The 23,328-nt window shown below is 37.3% G+C and carries 22 protein-coding genes and 1 pseudogene; 1 reads left to right on the plus strand and 22 read right to left on the minus strand.

Annotated features, from left to right (window positions below; genetic code table 11):
• The 16 genes and pseudogenes from RT261_RS13725 to pdxR form a co-directional block, all read right to left on the minus strand.
• Nucleotides 1-254: pseudogene (locus tag RT261_RS13725) on the minus strand (hypothetical protein); the annotation flags it as partial.
• A 119-nt stretch (nucleotides 255-373) separates the two neighbouring features.
• Entirely contained in the window at nucleotides 374-2,302 is a 1,929-nt protein-coding gene (locus RT261_RS13730) for a M56 family metallopeptidase (protein ID WP_313133288.1), read from the minus strand.
• Nucleotides 2,299-2,676: a BlaI/MecI/CopY family transcriptional regulator gene (locus RT261_RS13735; protein WP_313133289.1), complete on the minus strand. Its 378-nt coding sequence runs from the start codon at nucleotides 2,674-2,676 to the stop codon at nucleotides 2,299-2,301. Before RT261_RS13735 ends, RT261_RS13730 begins: the two co-directional genes overlap by 4 nt.
• Before the next feature lie 273 nt (nucleotides 2,677-2,949).
• Nucleotides 2,950-3,153: a hypothetical protein gene (locus tag RT261_RS13740; protein ID WP_313133290.1), complete on the minus strand. Its 204-nt coding sequence runs from the start codon at nucleotides 3,151-3,153 to the stop codon at nucleotides 2,950-2,952.
• A 144-nt stretch (nucleotides 3,154-3,297) separates the two neighbouring features.
• Nucleotides 3,298-4,038 (minus strand): SIS domain-containing protein, encoded by a 741-nt coding sequence (locus tag RT261_RS13745; protein ID WP_313133292.1) that lies wholly within the window; start codon nucleotides 4,036-4,038, stop codon nucleotides 3,298-3,300.
• A gap of 3 nt (nucleotides 4,039-4,041) precedes the next feature.
• Entirely contained in the window at nucleotides 4,042-5,298 is a 1,257-nt protein-coding gene (locus RT261_RS13750) for a PTS ascorbate transporter subunit IIC (protein ID WP_313133293.1), read from the minus strand.
• Between the two features lie 21 nt (nucleotides 5,299-5,319).
• Nucleotides 5,320-5,646, minus strand: coding sequence for a PTS sugar transporter subunit IIB (locus tag RT261_RS13755; RefSeq protein WP_313133294.1), 327 nt, complete (start codon nucleotides 5,644-5,646; stop codon nucleotides 5,320-5,322).
• 175 nt (nucleotides 5,647-5,821) lie between these two features.
• Complete coding sequence (locus tag RT261_RS13760; RefSeq protein ID WP_313133295.1) at nucleotides 5,822-7,741, minus strand: BglG family transcription antiterminator; 1,920 nt, start codon at nucleotides 7,739-7,741, stop codon at nucleotides 5,822-5,824.
• 377 nt (nucleotides 7,742-8,118) lie between these two features.
• Nucleotides 8,119-9,036, minus strand: coding sequence for a choloylglycine hydrolase family protein (locus tag RT261_RS13765; protein WP_313133297.1), 918 nt, complete (start codon nucleotides 9,034-9,036; stop codon nucleotides 8,119-8,121).
• A gap of 237 nt (nucleotides 9,037-9,273) precedes the next feature.
• Nucleotides 9,274-10,047: a hypothetical protein gene (locus tag RT261_RS13770; protein ID WP_313133298.1), complete on the minus strand. Its 774-nt coding sequence runs from the start codon at nucleotides 10,045-10,047 to the stop codon at nucleotides 9,274-9,276.
• Between the two features lie 923 nt (nucleotides 10,048-10,970).
• Complete coding sequence (locus tag RT261_RS13775) at nucleotides 10,971-11,504, minus strand: hypothetical protein (RefSeq protein ID WP_313133299.1); 534 nt, start codon at nucleotides 11,502-11,504, stop codon at nucleotides 10,971-10,973.
• A 105-nt stretch (nucleotides 11,505-11,609) separates the two neighbouring features.
• Nucleotides 11,610-12,080 (minus strand): hypothetical protein, encoded by a 471-nt coding sequence (locus RT261_RS13780; protein WP_313133301.1) that lies wholly within the window; start codon nucleotides 12,078-12,080, stop codon nucleotides 11,610-11,612.
• A 150-nt stretch (nucleotides 12,081-12,230) separates the two neighbouring features.
• Complete coding sequence (locus RT261_RS13785) at nucleotides 12,231-12,773, minus strand: hypothetical protein (RefSeq protein ID WP_313133303.1); 543 nt, start codon at nucleotides 12,771-12,773, stop codon at nucleotides 12,231-12,233.
• Nucleotides 12,774-12,843: 70 nt separating this feature from the next.
• The gene (locus tag RT261_RS13790; RefSeq protein WP_313133304.1) at nucleotides 12,844-13,647 is read right to left on the minus strand and encodes a hypothetical protein; all 804 of its coding nucleotides are present in this window, start codon (nucleotides 13,645-13,647) and stop codon (nucleotides 12,844-12,846) included.
• A 73-nt stretch (nucleotides 13,648-13,720) separates the two neighbouring features.
• Entirely contained in the window at nucleotides 13,721-13,939 is a 219-nt protein-coding gene (locus tag RT261_RS13795) for a hypothetical protein (protein WP_313133306.1), read from the minus strand.
• A gap of 421 nt (nucleotides 13,940-14,360) precedes the next feature.
• Nucleotides 14,361-15,779 (minus strand): MocR-like pyridoxine biosynthesis transcription factor PdxR, encoded by a 1,419-nt coding sequence (gene pdxR / locus RT261_RS13800; protein WP_313133307.1) that lies wholly within the window; start codon nucleotides 15,777-15,779, stop codon nucleotides 14,361-14,363.
• Between the two features lie 307 nt (nucleotides 15,780-16,086).
• Between pdxR and RT261_RS13805 the strand changes: the two genes are divergently transcribed.
• Complete coding sequence (locus RT261_RS13805) at nucleotides 16,087-16,560, plus strand: pyridoxamine 5'-phosphate oxidase family protein (protein WP_313133308.1); 474 nt, start codon at nucleotides 16,087-16,089, stop codon at nucleotides 16,558-16,560.
• 227 nt (nucleotides 16,561-16,787) lie between these two features.
• On the opposite strand, the gene RT261_RS13810 is transcribed toward RT261_RS13805, so the two are convergent.
• From RT261_RS13810 to RT261_RS13835, 6 genes are all read right to left on the minus strand, one after another.
• Nucleotides 16,788-17,321 (minus strand): GNAT family N-acetyltransferase, encoded by a 534-nt coding sequence (locus RT261_RS13810; protein WP_313133309.1) that lies wholly within the window; start codon nucleotides 17,319-17,321, stop codon nucleotides 16,788-16,790.
• A gap of 84 nt (nucleotides 17,322-17,405) precedes the next feature.
• Nucleotides 17,406-18,128: a hypothetical protein gene (locus tag RT261_RS13815; protein WP_313133310.1), complete on the minus strand. Its 723-nt coding sequence runs from the start codon at nucleotides 18,126-18,128 to the stop codon at nucleotides 17,406-17,408.
• On the minus strand, nucleotides 18,121-20,340 hold the full coding sequence (locus RT261_RS13820) for an ABC transporter permease/M1 family aminopeptidase (RefSeq protein WP_313133311.1): 2,220 nt from the start codon (nucleotides 20,338-20,340) through the stop codon (nucleotides 18,121-18,123). The genes RT261_RS13815 and RT261_RS13820 overlap by 8 nt, the downstream gene beginning before the upstream one ends.
• Nucleotides 20,337-21,068 (minus strand): ABC transporter ATP-binding protein, encoded by a 732-nt coding sequence (locus RT261_RS13825; RefSeq protein ID WP_313133313.1) that lies wholly within the window; start codon nucleotides 21,066-21,068, stop codon nucleotides 20,337-20,339. Before RT261_RS13825 ends, RT261_RS13820 begins: the two co-directional genes overlap by 4 nt.
• Before the next feature lie 87 nt (nucleotides 21,069-21,155).
• On the minus strand, nucleotides 21,156-22,619 hold the full coding sequence (locus RT261_RS13830; RefSeq protein ID WP_313133315.1) for a HAMP domain-containing sensor histidine kinase: 1,464 nt from the start codon (nucleotides 22,617-22,619) through the stop codon (nucleotides 21,156-21,158).
• Complete coding sequence (locus RT261_RS13835; RefSeq protein ID WP_313133316.1) at nucleotides 22,616-23,278, minus strand: response regulator transcription factor; 663 nt, start codon at nucleotides 23,276-23,278, stop codon at nucleotides 22,616-22,618. The genes RT261_RS13830 and RT261_RS13835 overlap by 4 nt, the downstream gene beginning before the upstream one ends.
• Nucleotides 23,279-23,328 lie beyond the last annotated feature (50 nt).

The following is a 23,328-nucleotide window of genomic DNA, read 5'->3' on the forward strand; positions in this document are numbered from 1 at the left end:
GATAATTGTTCTGATATCAATCTGCCTATCATATCAAGAGATTTCATTTTGAATCCGCCGATCATATCACAGCCATCGCCTATCTCAAGCAAGAATTTTCGATAAGCCTCAGGAAGTATGAGATCATTCTTCTTTTCAAATAAGCAAATTTCTTCTTCTAATAGTTGCTCTCCCAAGAAAATGTCTTCAGCTATGCACTTTTCTTTTATTCTTTTTATTATTACATTATACTGCTCTGGTCGATAGACAGGCATACTTATCCTCCTAATTATATAAATTACTGCAACATTATTTTTATACTGAAAATGCCATACTCATAACATTAAATGCTCATAATATTGTTTTTACTGCTTGAACACGCAGTTTAGGTGTATCAATGCTCGAAGCCTTTTTTATAGGGTCCTGATAAGTATTGAATTACCCTTGCATTATCTAAAATTGCTTCATAAAAATCACCGTTTTCAAGATACAGCCGGATAAATCCTAGATGATCCGGTTCCGTTCTGATAACTTTTCTTCTATCCCCAAAGGTCGAATTCTCATAATACCACTTTGCTATTTCCTCGTTACTCATGCTGGATAATTTTTCAGGTTTAATAATATTAGTGGCATCTATCGGTGAGTCTACATCTTCATTTTTATACAATATTGTTACCTGCCAAGGGTAAATCACACCTTCATCAGTAATCAGCACTGGATTCATAAAATAATAAAAGAAAGATTCATGATTAAAATTATCTTTATCCATTGAAAAGAATAAGATATCTCCGGTAGAAAGGACATAGCACTTTTGGACCTGATACCCTGTCATATCGTAAAGCTGCTGTAAAGCGGCAGTTGCACTCTCACGCAGCGTTGGCATAAGAATTTGATTCTGTCCGTCGTCATAATTATATTCTTTATCAGGATCCCGCATGTCAGATGCTGGACTTATGCTGTCAAATATGAATGTCAATTCTGGGGGTTGGAAGCCCTTGCGATGGACTGATGGCAATTCACTGGATATAACTTGATTTTTCTCTAAAGTTTGATTTTGTTCTCCCGACAGCATTCCCCCATCCACAGCATTCCAACCATTGTTGTCAAAGGAGGCATCCGCAAGGTCATTATAATCTTCAGCCGATACAGAGGATTCAGACAATTCCGCTGCGTTGGCGGGAGTATCTGATGTTGCGGGCGATTGGATGGTTATATCACTTTGTACTCCGTTATTTATATTTACCGCGCCAAGGACCATACTGCATTCCCCTAACAGCACTGTTAAAATTAGAGAAAGAGCAACCATCCATGTAGTCTTCTTTTTATAATTCATAATACTTACAAGTCTCTCTTTCAGTTCTTGTTTGTTCTCACACATCGTCGATGTCACAAGACCGATTGGGAGTCGCTTACCCGCTGCGATTGTTAGAAGCGTATCTCCGTAGGCTTGCCTCTCAGAGGTATTTAAGGAGCGAATCACAGCCTCATCACAAGCCAATTCACAGGCCCGGTTAATTTCCCGCCGCATCAATATCATCAGCGGATTGAACCAGTGCAGGGAACTGACTAATACAGTAAACCATTTATAAAGCAAGTCGCGCCGGCGAAAATGGGTGAGTTCGTGCAATAGAATATATCGAAGCTCTTTTTCCATGCCGTTCTGCACAAATGCCTGCTGTGGAATCACAATGCACGGAGAAAAGAATCCAATGAGCATCGGTGTGTCGATATATCGATTACAAATTAACTGTATGCCGGCATTGCCGCCTAGTTGCTTAAATACTTCTATGTCTGATGGATGGGGGCAGGAACTGGTTTTCGCAATACTTCGGGAAAAATGCAGATAAGCAAATATAAACCAACCCAAATATGCCACCGAACCCAGGAGCCAAATAGCAATCTGGTACTTTGAAATGAGCCGCACAAAATCCTTCGGTTTTATAGTAATCCTTCTATTTTGATTTTGTACACTGCTTGATGGAGATTCAGATTCTAACGTGGTTTTGGATGGCTTATTTTCTCGGGGCACACTTTCGCTGTTACTTTGAGGCAAAATAATTTCTTGATCTGGTGTATCTCCTACAACATCATTCGAAGCAGAGGTATTATGTATCTGCATGGGTAATTCAGCGAAGAGCCAACCCATTGCACTACTGTTAAATGATATAGGAACAATTAACCGAATTAAGACCAATAGCCAAATATAATAATGGAACATTTGGGATGTCCGGCCTTTTAATAACCGCCGCAATACAAGAAGCATCAATGCGAGGATAGAGCCAGATATGCTCAGCGAAAAAACGGTCAGAATTGTACTATTCATCTTTTCTGCCCCCGGAACATATTTCGCAATTCAGTTATATCCTCATCATTTAATTTTTTAGATGATACAAGGGATGCAATCAGATTTTTCGCATTACCTTTGTATAGCTTATCAATTAACCTCTGCGTTGTGTATTCATTATATTCTTCCGCTGTAATGCAAGGAGAATAATAGTATACATCCCTTTTTTCCTGTGCCACGACGCCCTTACTTTGCAGACGGTACAATAGTGTCTTGGCAGTTGAATTTTCCCAGCCAGTTTTTTCGCATATTGCCTTTCGGATTTCTGCTACCGGCAAGGCTTCCTTTGCATCCCATAGTACCCGCATAACTTCTAGTTCGGAATCAGTTATTCTTTCAGCTAAAGGGTTCATTGAAATCCTCCTATTCTAAGGTTACAGTTGTAGTTCCTATATTTTATTATAGATTACACCGGTAATCTCTTGCTGTCAATAGTAAATAAATTTATTTTTGCTGCAGTAAGGTTCCTGCCTTTAAGTTTTTCTCTATTTAACTTATGTTTTTAAGATGTCACCTTTAAAACATGGAATATCATTTTATTAGAACCTGTAAATCGCATATCCTCAGCCATATTTATTATGAATAAAGTTTCCAACATACAAGTAATGCAATTAAACATATTAGGGTTATGCAGAAGCACCGGGAGAGCCAAAACTCATACAAGGATATTTTTCCATGAGTTTTAGAATTGGCTCAACACACTCTAAGCCCACATCATGTGATGTGAGTTTCTCAGCAATTCCATCCATAAGAACTTCAAACTCTGCATCCTCGTCTAAAACATTATGTTTTTTAATAAAGCTTTCAATTTCTTCTATATATTCGTTCATGTTATACTCCTTTCTGTAACAAATTAGATTAACAGTCAAGACCACCAGCCAGTGATTTATCTTCATATAAAAAATCCTCTCAAAAAGCAGTAAGTTCAAACTTTTTGAGAGGTCTTTCAGTAAGATTCTAATAAGAGATTATCATTAATACTGATAATGAATAACATCTTTATATTCATCAAATATTTTTTTATTTAGTTCATCTCCACCATCAATGTTTGCACTATAGAATATAGGTGGTGGGTTCACGCCTTCATTAACTAATTCTTGTGCAGTGGCTGCAACTATTGAATTCATAATGATTGATGCTATTACGGTTGAGGTTGGGCTAACTTTCTGGCTGGCTCCATCAATCTCTACACAGGCATCTCCTTTTTCTCCATGATTATCAATCACTAAATCACTAACCTGATACAAATTTTTACCGGATGGGTGCCTTGAAGATACCATCTTTGAGTAACTTAGGTTTGTAATACAAATTACTGTTGCACCCCTTTTTTTTGATTCTATGGCAAATTCAATACTTACAGGGTTTCTGCCTGAAACAGAATGAATTATGACTAAATCTCCCTCCTTAATGGGGGTCTTCTTTACTAAGGTTGTCCCATATCCTACTAACCTTTCCATCTGGCTTGTATGGGTAATTGGTGATGTATCCAGCATTAATGATCTTGCAAATACAGGATTTATAACAACTAATCCTCCGGCTCTATAATATAATTCTTCACTTAGGATCCCTGCATGAGATGCTCCGAAGGAGAATATGGCATTCTTATTTTTAACCGCTGCTACCAATATATTAGTTGCTTTTTGCATGGATTCTTTTTCTTCTGATTCTATTACATTAGTAAGTTCTTTTATCTTGTCTATATACTTAAAATACATGAACTAAAATCCTCCAAACAATGACGCTATTAATTTTGCAATTATTCCGAATAATGATAAATCATTTCCTCCAAATATTAATATCCAGTTTTGGATTGTTCCAGAGTAAATCACTGCTGAGAAACCAACCAAAGCTACCATTACAATTGCTGCTGTTGCTGTTCCAATTATCGCACCTCTTAATCCGCCCTGGCCTTCACCGATTACGGCAGCTGCACCACATTCAAAGAATGAAGTTATAACAAGAGGAATTAATAATATGTTAAATATATTAAAGTAATTGCAAATTAGAATAATAGCTGTTGATGTTATCATTGCAGTTAAGAATCCGATTAAAACTGCATTGGGCTTGTAATTAAATAAGATTGGACAGTCAAATGCCGGTAATGCATTGGGAACTACCTTTTCTGATATTCCCTTAAATGCTGGTACAATTTGATTAATTAACATTCTAACACCTTGCAGCATTACTATAAGCCCTGCTCCAAACATAAAGCCTTGTTTAATTCCATATATAAACAAGTTTTCACCGGTCCCTTCAAAAGCTCCCGGAATGAATAAACCTACTACTACAAACATTATAAATATTACAATTCCACCACTAATTGATATTTCTCTAAAAAATGATAATCCTGAAGGTAATTTTAAGTCTTCACAAGATTTTTCTTTATTTCCAAATTTACTTGCAACAAATCCGGATATTAATGCTAAAATTCCAGATGGATGGCCTAATGTAAATGAATCATCATTGGTTACTGCGCTGACATACTTTCTTAATAACCAAGGCATAATTGACCAATAAAGTGCAGAACAAATAGCTGCAAATCCAATTAATAGACCACCAGTTAACCCTGCCTCAACTCCAGCTGCAACAAATATAAATGGGAACCACCATAACATATGTCCTGTCAGGAATATTGTTTTAATAGGAGTAAATCTTGCAATTAATACATGTAAAATTAATGCAATAAACATCGCTATACCAATTGTCCCACCATGGGTGGCTGTGAAAGTAATATCATTTAATCCTTCTGATGCAACTCCGCCGCTTAAAGCCTGAAAAGCACTATTTATTGGTGCTATAGCTCCAACCAGCATTCCTGTTCCTTGTTCCAGAATAACCATACCAAAGGCCGCTAAAAGTGCTCCTTTTATAACATCTGCAAATTTTTTCTTCTGTAAGAGTAATCCTATAACAGCTATAATTCCAAGTAACATAGGCGGATTACGTAAAATATTATCGGTAATAAACTCCATCATATGTGTGTCCCCCTTTAATTTTTATTTTTTATCATTTAAAAATTTCTGAACTACTTCTTTAACTTCTGCTAAATCCATATACTTCTTTACCGGATAAACAGGGACATTACAAGTTCCTTTCAATTCTTCCTGTAATTCAGCACTGGTAAATATAACATCACAATCCATTCCTCTTGCTGAATTAATATCCGTGTTCTCTACTTCCGCATCTACTCCGATTTCTCTTAAAACCCTTTCAATAGACATTTTTAAGACCATTGATGATCCTACTCCAAAACCGCAAACCGCTAAAATTTTCATAATTAACCTTGTTCCTTTCAAATAATATAGGAAGATATGAACTTCCATTTGCAAAGATGCCTTTTCTTTACACTAGCTCCCATTGCATGCTACATCTGTCTGTAGATGCAGTACTGCTATAAATCGGGGTGTGAATTATGCATCTCTATAATTCACACTTACTAACAGACTGTCCCAAGCTCCGGCACAAATCGTGATGAATTTAAGAATTCATATTTACTTCTTAATCTTGTTTATTAATAAGTTCTAATATGGAATCTTCATTACCGGTTATTAAAATATCTATATTGCTCGTATCATACAACATCTCTGATAAGGATGCTAAAGCTTTTATATGTGAATTGTTATCTGTAGCCGCTAAAACCATAAATATATTTACAGGTTTTCCCAGTAAATCCACCTCTTCTTCTACTACTAAAAGAGACATTGAAAGCTTATTTACTCCCTTTTTTGAACTGGCATGTGGTAATGCAAATCTGTCTGCCAGTACTATATAAGGACCATGCTCAATTAAACTTTCAATCATGTTGTCAATATATAGTGTTTCAATTGAACCATCGTCTAGCAATGGTTTCGCTGCTAATTTTATCGCTTCCTTCCAATTATCTACTCTTTTTACTTTTCTTATTCTATCTGCTGTCACTAGTTCTTTTAGCATAGGCTGATATATCTCCTTTTCTTCAAATTTATACATTATTTTTAGTAACTCATCCTTAAGCTTTTTCTCATCGATCATCTTAGTATACTTCTTGATCACTTGCATTATTAGCTCTAAATCAAAATTTGTATTACTATAATTAATATTTATTAATTTACTCATAAGCAGCTGAATATCAAGTTTTGATAACAAGGGATTGACAACGATTACATTCTCTTTATCAGGTATTTTTACAGTTGATATTATATAATCATAATAAATATTAGTTTCTGCCAATTCCTTCAAGGAAAGAACTCCTGCTATATCAATTGTTGGAATATACTTATATAATTGAATTTCTAAAGTCTTGGAAACCATAAGCCCATTCGGACAAACTACTAAAACCTTATTTTTTCTTGCACCACTGTCTCGTTCTCCCCTTAAATATCCTCCAAAATAAGCTGCTATAAATCCTATTTCTTCTTCTCTTATTCCAATAAAATCCGGAAAATCTTTTTCATTTTCAATGATGGATTTTATTATTTTGTATAGTGACTCATGCTTAAATTTTATTTCATCTAATGAAGGATTGCTAATTGGGAATTTAAACTTAATTCTGTTGTAGGATGACAATAGATGCCTCTTCATATTAATTTTAAATTCTTCTTTACTGTCCAAAGTTATGGCTGTTTTAGCTTCAAACTTTTGAAGCAGCTTATCTATATATTTACTTATTAATTCTTTATCCACCTTACTATTATGGCTTGATAATGTACTTATATAAGCAGACAAATAAGATATTTCATCTTCATTCACTTTAGGTGGCAGCAAATATTTTACAAAAGGATAATAATTAAATTTTTGAGAGTCGCTTTTATACTTATATGTTGTCAAAGTATAGTTTTCACTAATTCTTTTACATATAAACTCTACAAATCTAGTTAGATTCCCTAATGAATAATCTGTTAGCCCCATTGAACAGTATTCGTCAAAATTTGATACTTCATTACTGATGTCTCTGAGTAAAAACTCATCGTCTTGCATTAATAATAGATAAAGTTCCCTTATCTTATATTCATTTCCAACTATCTCATATTTTCTTTTATATGTTAAAGATAGCTGCATATCTTTTAAGTTCTCTTTAATTTCATCCATTGTTTGCACTATTGTATTTCTTGATAAGATCATCTCATCTGCTAATTTATCAATAGTTACTTTTTCACCATTTAAGATTTTATATAGAATATAATTTTTACGATATTCTACATCTAAGAACTTACTTTCTTGAATTTTTATAGTAGAGTGCAATTTGCTATAATCACCAACAAAAGAAAATTCATGTTCTATATTTTTTATTTCTCCTGCTGACTTTATGAAGTAATTTATTGATTGTATATCATAATATAAAGTTCTTTTAGAAACACCAAATTGTTTAACTAACTCGTCAAGCTTAACTCTTCTGTTTTCAATTATGAATTCTAATATTTGTTTTTCTCTCTCCTTCATCATAGCTCCTCCACAATTTCATTATCTAGCATTTAAATCTTTATCTCAATACCAATTGATTGCACAAAAAAGGCTGCAAAGAACTTATTTTGCACAGGTTATTCTATTAAGATACTATTTCTATCCATATCTAGCAATAGCAGTTCTCTGCTGGAGGCGTGCAGTACTTGAAATTCTTAACGATATAATTTAAATATATATAACTATTCACAATTTTCTTTGATACCATACAAACGAAAGGACGATGACGGACTTATACTCAAGCATAAAAAACGACATTTATTCTCTATAAACGAATATCGTTCTTAGAATAAATGTCGTTTTAATATTTGTGGCAAATCTGCTAAATCTATCAGACTATACTTTCATTCCATTGCTCAAAGGCTTATGCTTCTAATATCCAGATCATCATAGGCTTTATAAAAATACTGACATGTATTAGTGTTGATAAAAGCTGTATATTTGGTATAGTCATAGGTGTTCCGGCTAGTTTTGACCGCTCCTTTTGGAATTGATACGCTCTCCATAATATGAAAACATGCTGTAATAGCTTCACTGCTATCCTCCGGTGTTGGAATATGGGACTTTAGATAGGCTGCCCGGACAAAGCGCTCCGGAGATGTAAAACCACCAGGAAGTAGTTTGGTTCCACCTGCCTGCCCAAAAGGAGTCAGGGTAACCTCATCCCAGACGGTTTTCTCCATCTGTGTCGGAGAGGTTCCCATATAGTTCCTTAAATTTGTCATATGCCATGGAAAGTCCGGACTATTTGCCATCACTCCAATGGGATTATTTATTATCTCTATTCCATTGCCCGTCGCCTCCATCACAACACATGCACCGCTTCGGTCAGTTGCAATCCAATGCAGGGGCGCCACTGTGTTTGTTATAGGGTCTACTACCCCTACTACTGATATGTTTTTCAGCACTTCAGGCAGGCTTTCTACTGAACTGCATTTCCCTAAGATGAAATGAAGAAAGTCAATGGACGCAATGGCATCTTTGGAGCGATACTTGGATTCCTCATCATACTTTGCATAACCGGCAAAATACAAGACAGCAGCTGCAAATCCTTTTTCATTGACACCATCAAAAAATCCAAGGAGACCATCCAGCTTTTGTCCAACTCCGATAAAACGGTAAGAATCGATGATTTGCCGGCGATCTAAGATACTATTCCATGTATAAGAATTTGGTATGATAAAAAACTGAGGTATGATATCAAAGGAAAAATCCATCGTCCGTCCAAAAAATTGTTCATTTGACCCGGAACTTAAGGTGATAGCTGTACACATAAAACTCCCTTGTTTTATTTACATTTGTATAATATATGGCTTCATTCAAATAATATGTTGAACAGATTTCTACAAATACATAGATATATCTGCTCTAACTCAAGTTCGCAGTTGCTTTATAATTGAATGAAAGTTATTCCATTGGAATACGGAGGGATTAACAGATTGAGGCATAATGGGAAGCTAATATTTATTCTTAGCTTCCCATTATGCCTCACCAGATGATAATTCAAACTATTAATGAGTAAAAAATTTTGCTTTGCAGTATTTGCTATATTCTTTTTCAGTCATAACACTTCCATTATTTACGTCTATCTGCGGATTCTGTTCGCGCAGCATTTCTAAAAGTGCTTCCCCAGCTTCGAATGAAGTTTCTGCTAAAGTTTGAATGCTTTTGTCTGAAACAAGGGTTACCGTCAGATAGTTAATAAGCTTACGGGTATTATTTACATTAATATAAAAGCTTCGCTCCACAAGGAAAGCCCCTATAATATTGCCGCGTTTCATAACAATATTTTTAGCATCAGCTAAATAGATATAATCTCTCGTCAACACCCCATCTTTTTGCCCGTTTAATACTGCTTTGATTTTTCCGGTTAGAGATAGAATATAACTGTCTGAAGCCATTGCCTGAAGTTCAAATTCACGGATTTCACTTTCACTGCATTGACTATTTTTAGCACTTTTTTTAATTAAACCTTCTGCACCTAAGCTGTTTCGCTTAATTGTAAGTATTATTACAAAAAGTGAAAGAGCAAAAACAACAAAACAAAATCCAATAATAACAATTCCTACAGAGAGCATATCGCTGTCTCCGTTTTTCATGTCTTCCATGGTCGTTAGAATCCCCCAAACGGTTCCATATCCAGATGCTGCCAATAAAATAGCAAAAAAAACATAAACACCAATTCCTAATTTCTTATTTGCTTTATTAACCGCAGAAAATACGGAACGTTCTGGGTAATGTTTGTTAATATAATCCTCATTCATTTGTGAAAATTGTGCCTGCATGGCTAAACCCTCCTATTATTAAACATGGATAAATCTTTTTTATTTATCTTACTTTAGGACTTTGCATCGATACAAAATCACCACAACCCCATTCAACGTTTTTCGTAAAACTGATTCCTTTTTTCTCCTTGAAAAACTGCAATGGTGCTCAAATGATTTATAAACATGGAGTAAAACTTATATTACAGGATGATTTGACAATAAAAGTAGCATCATTCTACAGAAGGAAAAATTCTTACTCTGCAGAATGATGCCTTTTAATTTAGATAAATAATTTATTTAACTCTCGACTTTTCTTGCATCCGCCATAGTAGTAAATGCTCATTTACTTCCCATTTTGTATGTCCATCTCATTCCGATTGCCGGAAGTATATCTGATTTTTCTGAAACCCATCTATATTTTTTACATCAAATGATGTACAATTTGTAATCATCAGCTGGGGAGGAAACGCTGCATATTTAACTGAGCTAGATACATTTTGCCTCTAAACCCGCACCTTTTTCGTCATGCCAGAAGCACTTCACATTAGAAAGATTCCTTGTTAAGACCTCGATCTTATGTTCTTTCTTCGGCAAAACCACTGGTTCTTTCATCAAAAGCTGTATTGTAAAAACCGCTCCAGGTCGTTCCTCTTTACTTAAATCCTGCTGAAAAACTTCATTTTTGATTATACAATTACTTTCTCCTTCCTAAGATATAGCTCCGCCAGACTACCATCCAAATTTTAGGTCCTTTGATAATATCTTATAAGTGCAAAGCCCAATGTAAACGATTTAAGATTTATCTCCTTAATAAATATCGTCCATCTTTCCGTATATCTTTACAACAAATTTATAAAAAATTTAGTTATTTCCTAACCCTAAGTTGTTTTGTTGTTGCTCATGCATCATGCTCTAATATAGCTAATAATTTTCTAATAAAATTATTCATTTTTTGATAACCAGTTATTTAATTCCTCTGTTTCATCAAATATTCCATTATTTTTAATATATATTGATAAATCTCTGCTTAATGGGAATCCCCTCTTGAAATCATCTGTTATTTTATCATCTTGGCTGATAAATAAGGTACAACTGCTATCCCATGCTACAATCTCAATACTGGCAAGTGGGTGCTGTATGGAAATCGGATTTTCCCAAAAGCCTTTGTATCCATCTGCATAAGGCAAGTCATATTTTAATACTTCTTCTAAAGTAATATTTTTATCAAATCCTGATAATACAGCCCAAACCCATTGGAAATCTTCATCTCTAATCATATCGGTTAATTCTTCACCACTTAACCAGCCATAATTCTTATATTGAAAAATTTGCTTCTGAATATCAATCCTCTGTGAACAGCACTCACAGTCTGTTATTAACCAATTATATTGTTTTTGTACATCTTTTATCGTACCGAAAATCTTACCCAGGTAAGTATAATATTTTTCTCCTTTTTCAAGAATCGCACCTTTCATATAGTCTCCTTTTCATTTCCTTTAGCTGTATCAATATAAATACCCTATATCCCTGATACGTTTTTCCCTGCAAAAGCGAACGCTTATTATCTGTAAAGTTTCTATCTACTCTAAATATTCAATAATATTTTCAGCAAAAGATAAAATGTCTTCATTTGTATTCAATGCCAATTCTTGAAAATATCCCTTATCTTCTTTTAATTTACTTCTTAATTTTCCCTGCCAAGAATCAGATAGATTTACTCCGGCTGTACAAATAGAAAAGCCTAATAGTATATCTAATATTTCAATCTTTAAATTATCTTCTAAGTTCTTTAGACCATAAATAAGAAAATCATAGGCTGGAAGCGCAGCAGAGGATACAAACCCATGCTGATGGCATAGACCGCACCATAAATAATGCGTTGCTTTCATGGCACATTCTTTATTTTCTGAAAATAAATCCAGCAACAAGCTAGAAACCTTAGGAATATATTTTGATTGGTTCAAATATTCCGGAATGTCTTGATTCGCATTTCCATAAGCAGTCTCATATTGACTCCAATCAATATTCCTTATTTCATTTCTAATATCCATAATGGCTTCTCCTTTATGAATTTACAGTGATTCGATTTGTACCTTAAGACCATTCAAACATATTCAATTTAGCAGTTTTTTCGTTCATACCACATTTCCTTGTATCTCAATCGTATTTTTACTTTTGATAAATACTCAATATGTACATACTTACATTTTTATAAACTCTTCGAAACGTTTCTGCAAATAACAATTAATTTTATCAAAATGATCTATTCTTTCGATAAAATCCCAGCCCCAATCTGCAACTATAAATTCTCCTAATTTCGATAAAGAGATAAACATATCTTGGGCTGCCATAATATCATTTTCTTTACTTATATCCAAAGTGAACCAAATATTATTAACAAAATTATGTTTACTATCATAAAACATTACAACATTTTCATCTTTACCAAAGGCATTTGTGTGTTTACTTTTCTTTCTATAAGAACTGTATCCAGTAAAAACTTCATCAAATTTAGGAAAAATGCCATCCAACGAGTTTTCTAACGAGGCAATTAAAATCTTTTTATCATACATTGAAACAGGGTTATCATCACGTATATACATATCTGTATAACCGATTCCTTCTTTGTGTACATTGGCAAACTCATTAATGAGTCCCCCTTGTTTTAGGCAAAACTCTAGATTTTCTATGGGTAATAGTTCTATTTGACAATAGTCATCTTCATGAAAATAAATGCTCGACACTATAGCCACCCCCTGTACATTATTTAAATTTTCTGTAGCTTGGCTCTTATTGGACTACCGGAGAGAATGCTCATTTTCCGAATAGCTTTTTCCATAGCCCCTTTTTTACATTTTTATCTCCATCACCTATGGGAGTTTTTTTGTATTCAGCATTTTTCATTACTTCTTGCGCGTCCATATTTTGCGATTTTGCAAAGGATTCAATCTGAGCTTTTGCTGTTTCTGCATAGATAAATGCTCCTTCCCGGTCACAATTCATCAGATTAGAATAACATATGGTTTCATTAAGAGCGATAGGATTAACCTCAACCACTTCTGTTGCTTCTAAAAGTCCCAGCTGATTCTCTTTTGCAAAAGTCAAAGCTTTGAGAAAAATCGGAAGATTCTGTTCAAAGAAATTCTCCAGCACTTCTTTTACAACGCCATTTTGATAATCCGCCAGAAGCTTTGATACGTTCTCATAGGGGATATATACCCCTCCACAATAGTTTTCCATGATTCGATTATGGATTGGGTTCTCAATCTCTCGGTTCAGTACCTTTGAAAAACCGGTAGTATAGAAGCTCATTTCCTTGTGCTGTTCAACCAGAAAGGTAAATGCAGTTCCTCTGGTGTAATAAAAAGTGCGAAAAAAACCCTGCACCACCGCCAAATAATAACTATGGGTTTTATCAAAAGATTCCGCACTGGTGGTATTTGCTGCAACGGACATTGTATCCTTGTATTTTTGTAAATAAAAGTCATCCATTCTGTATTTTCGCGCTACTGCTTCTATACCTGAAAAATCACCTGCTTTTACCTCGTCTAAACGATTAAAATACCATTCGTATATCTCATCTCTGTTTATAGGATGATAACTAATATCATAACCCATTTGCGCGCCTCCACTTTCGTTAAATATAAATTTCCTGTAACTTTGTTTAATTCGCTTACAGAAGCGAATGCTCTTAATCCTGTAAATCAGGTTTCAATTGTTTCTCCGCATGACAAATAAAGCAAATTGGGCATTTGCTGTGACAGACACTGGAATTCAATTCAATCTTTGGTTGCGATTCTTTGTTTTCCTTCTTTTGTGAAATAATTTCATTCCTGTACTCCTCCTGTTTTACATCCCATAGCATTCTGTAAGAATTATAAATTACCACATGGAATTTTAGATGACCCATTTAATTGCTCTATTTTATCCAGTTAAAATCAAACCCTTCACAGTCACGCAGGTCTAATATGTAATCACTATCTATTTCGTCAAACATTTCTTGTTTTATTAGCTCTAATAACTCATCAAGAATCATCTTTACCTCCACACATCTATGAAATTATACTTAAGCAATCCAAAATCCGGTGAGACCTACCAAATTACTTAACTTTTAAAAAGTAAGCGGCTGTTCTTTTTCTGAAAAGCTGACTGTGCAGAATCGTGTTATATAAATTCTCTTTACCTTTAAATTAAATCGCATACAAAAATAAATATTCATAATCTAAGGATACACACTCATTGCATCAGGAAGTTTTAAATTGCTACGCTTTACCTAAGCAATAAACTTTCCGCTTTATCAATTTCCCATAGCTGCGTAACTCAGTCAGTAGTCAAAACCAAACCGAAGATAAACGTTTGATTCCTAAGACGATTTCTTCTTCTGATAAACTGCTATACCCTATCAGAACCATATTATTTGAGTAACGCTGTAAGTTCATCCAATAATTAGATACCGGATAAACTTTTACATCCGCTTTTTTGGCTGATTCTATTAGTTCCTTTTCTGACATTCCATTATTGACTTCCAACAGAATATGCAGACCGGCGTTTTTTCCATATATTTTAACATACTCTCCCATTTCATCATTAATGGTACTGATAAGAGTATCATGCTTTCTTTTACTTGTTACAGATATTTTATTAAGAAGCCTGTTCCAATGTCCTTGCTGAATAAAGTGGTACATTACTTTCTGCTCAAGCCAGGGAATAGAACAATCGTAATTTGAAAAATTGGCTTGGTATATATCTAGCAATTCTTCTGGTAAAACAACAAATCCCATTCTTAAGCCTGGAGCAAGTGCCTTTGAAAAACTATTAATATAAATAACACGTCCTCTTTTATCAAGTGAATGAATAGAAGGAATGGGTCTGCTATTATAACGGAGCTCGCTATCATAATCGTCCTCAATAATGTAAGCACAATTCTTATCTGCCCACTCTAAAAGCTGAAGTCTTTTATTGATAGGCATTACTATACCATTTGGAAATTGGTGGGAAGGAGTGGTGTAGAGCATTTTTGCGCCTGCGGTCTTTAATTGTTCCAGATGAATGCCATCGTTCTCTAATCCAATGGGAAAAACCTGATAGCCATGATTGACTAAGATCTCTCTGGCACTATCGTAACAGGGATCTTCCACAGCAGCAATTTTTATATCCTGCATTAGTAATTGAGAAACTAAGCCCAGGGCTGACATGGCCCCGGAACAAAGAATGATTTGTTCCGGTTTGCAAACAACGCCTCTTGATTCATCAAGATATTTCATAATCTGTATTCTAAGCTCTAAATCTCCTTTTTTTTCATTATATGCAGTTATGTGGACGATATCGTCAGACAGCAATACCTGGTTCAGCAATCTGCGCCAAATACGGAGGGGAAAGTTTGAAATATCCAGTCTGCCATACTGAAAATTATACTGTGCTATATGAGATGCCCCTTGTTCATGAATTTGTTCCTGAGAAACTATTTTTTCAAAGTCAATCTGATTTGTATATAGCTTGTCAAAATTTTTCACCTCTATCTTTTGTACCTTATAACCGCTGCCCACCTTACTGTGAACATATCCCTCTGAACAAAGCTGCTGATAGGCACTTTCAACTGTATTTCTTGCAACCATTAGTGTTTTAGCCATAGTTCTTATTGGTGGAAGTACGCTTCCTTCACTCAACTTGCCCGATATGATTTTTTCTTTTAATTGATGATAGATTTGCATATACAATGGCATATCTGAGTTCTTATCTAATATTAACATTTATTCGCCTCAAAATTGTCCCTATTGTTTTATAATTAATTGTCCCTTTTAATAGTAACAATTATACTATATAATGCGTACTAGAGTAAAGTCTTAACAGTAATCTTTTATAACATTAAGCTACATCGTAAAAGACGCCTGTATCTACTATCACTGTACCGATGCAGGCGGTAATAAGCAAAATAATATTTGGTTCGAGTAGCAATACGTGAAATTACCGGAAAAAGCAGAAAATAGGAGTTTATAAAAAGAGATAATGGCTATGGAACAAAAAAGCCATTAAAAATACCGCAGGAGGAAAATAATAATGCAGCACAGAATGAAAACACACATGCTAACAAAGGACGAAATCAGCCAATTACTGGATCGGACAGCCACAGGAAGTCTTTCTACTCTTAATGATGATGGGGCACCCTACATCACCCCTGTACACTTCCTATATTATAACGGCGCCATTTATATTCATGGTCTGCCTAAAGGCAAAAAAATAGATAATATCAAGGTCGATCCTCGTGTTAGTATGACCGTTTATGAAATGAATCGCTTGTTGCTTGATCCAGAGGGGAAGCCTTGCGATACAAATACAAAATATCAAAGTGTGATCCTCTCCGGCAAGGCTATCGTGGTTGAAGATATCACGCATAAAAGAGAAGTTCTTGCAGAGATTGTAAAAAAATATACACCCCACCTTGCAGGGAATTCCTTGCCGGAAAATATGGTAAAAGGAACGGCAGTCATTCAGATACAGATACTTGATATTACGGGAAAATACTATGATTAAGATTACGATTATACATGAAATCAACTGGACAATTGTCTTATAATTAGAGGCTGTTTTAAAAATTAGATTCCTTTCCTTAAATAAATTAAAATCTCAGGAAACCTTCCTGTGAAGACTACCTGAGATTTATGTAAAATTATAGTAATACGCTATTTAATAGAGAAAAATTGTTCCACCAATATCAAAAATATTTTCCTACCCATTTTCTACTCATATTTATTGCTTTTCTATGTTAATAGGATTTCTTTTTCCATCACATAATCATCCATAACATAGCCCTCTCCAATATCTGTAACCTGTGTACGGACCTTTCTGAACCCTTTTTTCTCGTATGCCCTGATAGAGCTCTCATTATACCGGTTCACCGTTAACCAAATTTTATGGTAATTCTTATTCCTGCATATCTCTTCCAGAAAAGCAAAAGTCTCACTGGCATATCCCCTGCCTCGGTAATCTGCATCAATATATATTTTGCTTAAAAAAAGGCTTTTCTTGTCCGGTTCTTCTATAATCCCGGCAAATCCAATATCTGTATTATCCTGGTTTAAAAGATAATATTGGTAGTTCTTACAGGCAATCTGCTCCTGGATGGCATCAAAAGATTGAAAATGTTGCAACATATATTCTATTTGTCTACTCTCTAAAATCGTACTGTAATGCTCTCTCCAAATCCTGCCTGCCAATTCTTCCACTTTCTTAATTTGAATGGGATTCTCTCTATTAACAAATACAAATTTCATAACTTCTCCTTTTCTATCCATGGCTAACCTGCTCTAAAGATTTTTGTTTCTACTCTACCACCTTGTATCAATGCTGTCAATATACAGTAGTTTTTCATGGTCTTCCTAACAGGAGGGACTCTTTTTAGACTGACATAGTGAAATAATGATTAACACTATTCCAACTACTGAAAAAGTGACTCGTCCGGCAATAAAGGCAGATGAAAGTGCAAAATCATACTTTTCTTGATTACGCCACTGAATAGCTGCACTTCCAATTATGTCCACAAAGCTTGGAAGTTTTATTTGGAAAATACTTATAATCAAAACTGCCGCTATCATGACATATACCGCCGCCCCTCTTCTGTTTCCCAAAAGCATGGCTGCACCGAACAAAAGTATTGCCGGCGGTAAAAGAAAGAGCAAGCCCGGCCAAAACAGTACACCAAAGGCTGTATAATCAAAAACCTGCTGGTAGAACATAAAGCATGCTGTCACAGGAATCGCCGTGGCAATCAGAAACGCGCAAGCTATTGCACTGTAACGTAAAAGCCGGAAAACGTGCAGCGGCATGGGTGTTGCACCGATAATGCTCTCGGCCCTACGTTCAGACGCCTTAAACTGTTTCGTGCATAAAACCAGTAAAATTGTAAAAAGAAATGGGGCCAGTGATGCGCAATAGTTTAAAAAGGTAAGCAAGGAAAATGGCGCGGTATAATCTGCACCATACAGCACAAAACCACGGAGTAGGGATAGGCTGTATGCCACTGTTGCAGCAAGTAGCAGCAGGTATTCTCTTGAAAACAGAATCCTTTTGATTTCATATTTGAAAACGGTACCTTTATTCAAGTTCAATCGCCTCCTTTGCAAGTCCGGTCACAGTTAAAAAGTCGTCGTAAGTGATCGGTTCTCCTAAATGCGTCAAGTACAGCTGGGAAAGCTTTATCTGAAACGCCTCTGTCCCGCCGAGTATCTCCTCGCCCTTAAGCATCATAAGCGGCATGATGTCGTAGAGGCTCATATTTACAAAAGAAGCCATGATATTCGATGCCTCCTCTTCGGAGAGTTTCCCAAGGTATTCGGGATGCTGAATATAGAAGGCATTTTGATAAGTATTTAAGCCTTGCTGCCACACTCTTACGTATCGTTCATTTACGTATTCCTCGCCAAAATATTGCTTCATGAAGCAGTAGGTACTATAGCAGGTGATGCCCTCTGCCGACCAGCTTGAGGTGCCGTCCTGCATTGGCATGGTGGCAAGCCCCCACCACTGATGGGCAATCTCATGGATGAGAACGTCGATACCACCTCCCTGATCAGGAGAAAGTGATTCTGTTGGAAGATAGCCTTCTGCGTTAAAATTCGTTTCGTCCATTGCGCTCATGTTGCCGGTTGCGAAACCGCCGCTTACATAGGCGGGAAGCTCCAGCATCGTAAGGTTTTTATCATAAATAAGAGGTCCATAAGCCATTGTAAAGTAGTCGATAGCCCCTTTGATTACATTTACCGCATCCATATCCGTAATGGACTTATGGTGTTTTCTAAAATATTTCAGCTCGATATTAAGCCCTCCGGCCTCAAAGCTTTGTGTCATATACTCGGCAGCAAAAATGCTGGTATTCTGAGAACCCGTATTTCCTGCAAAACGCCATTCCGTCTTCCCGTTCACGGTGGTACCTTTCTCTCCTTTTCCTTTTGCGAACACAGGTTCCAGATTATTATCCAGTGAAAGCATGCCGGAAAAACTGCTGTCATTGGACACATTGATATCAAGGCTCGGAGAAAAACCATCTGACGGAAGCCAGACATACCCATCTGCTATACCGTATTCAACCCGCTGAAGGATTGTATTATCATTTCTCATGCGTCCTGAATAACCAATTACAATCTCATACTCCTCCGCAGCGGGCAGCTCAATACTCCAATTGGCCGTGCTCAGTTCTCCGGTTTCGCCCTGTACGGCTTTGACTTCCCTGCCGTTCACTTTGACTTCGCTGAGTGTCAGGCCTGTATTTATCTGAACGGGCAGAGTTTGTATCTTGTCTGTTGTGTTCTTAAGCTTGTATTTCGAGACACCTGAAAGGGTACGGCCTTTGGCGTTAATAACCAAATCGAAAGTTTTGTTCGACAGCGTCAGTTCTGGATTTCCAACTTCAGGCTCACTGTACATGGAAGTGACGATTCCAGTACCCGAACTTATTATCCCGCTGAAATCCATCGGTTTACTGTCGTCGAATATGGGCTCAAACACATAGCTGATGCCGGAAAGAGAAAAAGCGGTGACGATCAGAACCGGTATCCAGACACGACGGCAGTTCACAAAAAAGGAGCCGAGAAAACCGCTGCCATAACGTCTGAATGAGCATAGTCCCAACGCCCAAATACCTATGGATATGAGCAAACAAAACACTCGGTTCCACAGAAGCATGTCTATTTGGAATTGGTTCGTGATGAGGTCGGAGAAGTTGCCTGCGCTCGTTTGAACCCAATAGAAAAGATAGCTGGGGTTCAGGGTAAACATGCTTTCAAGTGTAATGGAAAGCAGGATCAGACCCGACATAATAAGAAATGCTGCCTCAATACGTTTCGTCAGCATATAAATGCCGGAAGCCAGTAGCACGGCGAAAACAAGTGTCCACAGGAAAATCAGGAACCACGCCGTCAGAAAGGTAGCAGCTTGAAAGTAATAGCCTGTTTTCACCATCCCATAAGGAAGCGCAAACAATGATATCAGAAGCGTTGTGATAACCGCAGTGCAGATGAGCGCCAGCGTTTTGCGTATCTGATGATGAACCGGGTCGGTGCTTGTCAGGATAATGACATCCGTATTGTTCTTATAATCCCTGTGGAACTGCAGGAGAGAAAGTATTGTAAAGAAAAAAGCCCCAAGAAACGCACTGCTTTTAGCCGCGTTCACAATAAATGCATCGGAAGCAGTTCTACCCGTCCCGTTCAGACTGAACCACATGGCACCGGCCGCGGTAAGAGCCATAATAAGCCACGTTAGGCGTTCGCTGAGTATTCTCTGAACTTCGTAAAAGAATTTTGTGATAGGGTTCAAGCATTATCCCTCCCTTCCATAAGTGCCATATAAGCAGCTTCAAGGGAAGGCGAACTTTTTTGCTCGATTAGCGCATCGGGAGTTCCTATGTAACAAATCTCACCCCGGCTCAAAACGATTAGATGATCACAGGCAGACTGCACATCTTCTATGATATGTGTTGAAAGAATTATAAGTTTGTTCTTAGCCGCTTCCGCGAACAGATTACGAAATGCCACTCTTTCCGCCGGGTCAAGCCCTACGGTAGGTTCGTCAAAGATAAGTAGTTTTGGTTCTCCAAGCAAGGCCTGAGCGATACCCACCCGCTGCTTTTGCCCTCCGGACAATGTACGGATTTTAGCCTTTCTCTTATCCTGCAAATGAGTAAGTGTGATTACACGATTAATTTCATCCTTAACCACTTTCCTCTCAATTCCTTTCAAGGCAGCCATATAGTCCAGGAACTGTGTCACCGTCAAGTCTTCAAACAGTCCAAATTCCTGGGGCAGGTAGCCGAGACTTGCTTTCAGCAGATGTTCCTGCTGTGTAAGAGGTAAGCCATCTATTCTTATTTCTCCGGAGCCGGGAAGAAAATTGGCGGTAAGCAGCTTCATCAGGGTACTTTTACCTGCTCCATTTGGACCAACAAGGCCAATGAGACTTGGGCTTGCCAGCATCAGGCTAATATCCTTTAGAGCAGTCTTACCGCCTTTATAGGTTTTCTTTAGATTTTTTAATTCAATTTTCATAAAATTAACTCCTTTCATCGGTTATGCTAAAAATATAACATAACCAAATGGAGGAGTTATGGAACCTGTGTGTAGTGGATGTGTAATTTAGAACTTTATGGTAAAGCGCATGCCTTTTGGGGATACCATGGGCTTAAAGGAATAGTCCAGTTCAAGGCGGTGCAATATTGTTTCCACTATGTAAAGACCGAGACCATTGCCTCCTGTCTCACGGCTTCGAGAGACATCCGGGCGGTAAAAGGGTTCATACAGCCTGGAAAGTTGGTCCTCGGAGATAGGTGTACATTCATTTTCTATAATGAGACAATGACCTTTACAATAAACTGAGAATTTTCCTCCCGGAGCGGTATATTGTACAGCATTGGAAAAAATGTTGGACAGGGCTTTACACAGCAGCCTCGGCGGTACTGTTACCGTAAAAGATGCGCTCCAGTCCATATAAGGAGTAAGGGCCTTGGCTCGGGCAATGATAAGATAGGGCTCTATAGCCTCCGAACAAAGCGTTTCCAGATCTTCCGTAATGCAGGGCTCCGATATATCTTCAAGATGTGATGTATCCAGAATATCACGGAGCTTATCTGACAAATTGTCAACCAACTCTTTGCATTTCGGAAGCCACTCACCGTGGTTTTTGTATTTTCCGATGTCAAGAATCATGTTGTCTATAATAACACTGACCGCCGTTGCCGGTGTTTTTAGTTCATGAGAGGCGGCTCGCAGAAAGTCCGTCTTAGCCTTTTCTGCCGCCGCTACCTTTTTCAGCTCGGCTTCAAGGGAATCTATGGTGCTCAATAGATTCTCATAAAGCCCGTTCACATTTGCAGCGAGCTCACCGAATTCATTCTTTGATTTGATTTTGCAGTGGGCATCCCGTTCCAACAATGTCATATGGTGTGTCTCGTTAGAGATTGCCTTAATGGGCTTGGTCATTGCACGGGCGTATATAAGGGAAAACGCGATTGCAATCACTATACACAGTAAAATAGATATGGGAAGCAGCGATACGATAACGCCTACGGCCTCTGCCACCGGGGCAAAGGTCATAGATACGATAAGCGTACCCGGCTCGCCATCCATGGTAAAGCTGTGCTTTACTGTTTCTTCTGTGCCATAGGAACTGCCGGGAACAGAGACTATAACCCCGTCTGAACTTTTCAGGTATTCGCTTTCACTATTGTAACCTATAAAAGGGTCAGCAGTGGAGCTGCTTACTTCTGAGTCCGTGTTTGATGTAACGGTGACATAACTAGTTATGGTCTCGTTTGATTCAGCAGCATTGCTCCACATAGTCAAAGCATACTCCTCCTCGCCGATGTTGATCGTAATATTGGATTGAGTTGAGGCAGCAAAGATTCCCATCAGTCCCACAATATCCTCACGATTTCCAGCTTCTAGTTGTTTAACAAGCTGGTCCGTCTTAGCAGACAGATCATCTTGCTTTTGTTTCGTATAAATCCCCGGCATAAGTGTATAAATAAGTCCGTTAGCAACTCCGGCAATGAGCACAAGTAATACAAGGGTATATAAAAAGGTTTTTGGAAATATTTTCATCGTTCCTCCTCCAGTTTATAACCCACGCCAGTAACAGTTACAATACAGTCAAGATTAAGTTTTTTACGGAGATTTTTGATATGAGAATCCACTGTTCGGTCAAAGACAGGACGGTCCATTCCCCACAACTCGTCCAATATCCGTTCCCGTGTTAGTACCTTTCCTCTGTGTTCCGCTAAAAGGCGCAGCAGCATAATCTCCCTAGGAGTTACATCTATAGGACCATTCTCCCCTTCGGCAGCATATCTGGCAAAATCAACTGCCACGTCTTTGTGCCGCCACACGGATGGAATATCCACGGACTTTCCACGCCGAAGCAATGCCTTAACACGCTTTTCCAGCAGAACAATAGAAAAGGGCTTTGTAACATAATCGTCAGCCATTTCATCGAAGCTTGCCACTTGAGTAAACTCATCCCCTATAGCAGTGAGCATAATAACAGGTACATTACTTGATTTGCGCAATTCATAAAGCACCGCCAGTCCGGTCAGCTTGGGCAGCATCACATCTAATAGAATCAGATCATAGGAATACTGCCTTGCAAGTGTCAGTGCATTCTCACCATCATAGGCAGGAGTCACTTCATATCCTGCGACTCTAAAATATTCGCAGATACCTTCACTGGTATCTCGGTCATCCTCGACTATAAGAAGTTTCAAATAAGATCACCCCTAGTATAATAAATTCGTAACATAGTCACGTTGATTTT

Origin of the sequence: Anaerocolumna sp. (assembly GCF_032079385.1) — a bacterium.
In the GTDB taxonomy this organism is placed as follows: domain Bacteria; phylum Bacillota; class Clostridia; order Lachnospirales; family Lachnospiraceae; genus Anaerocolumna.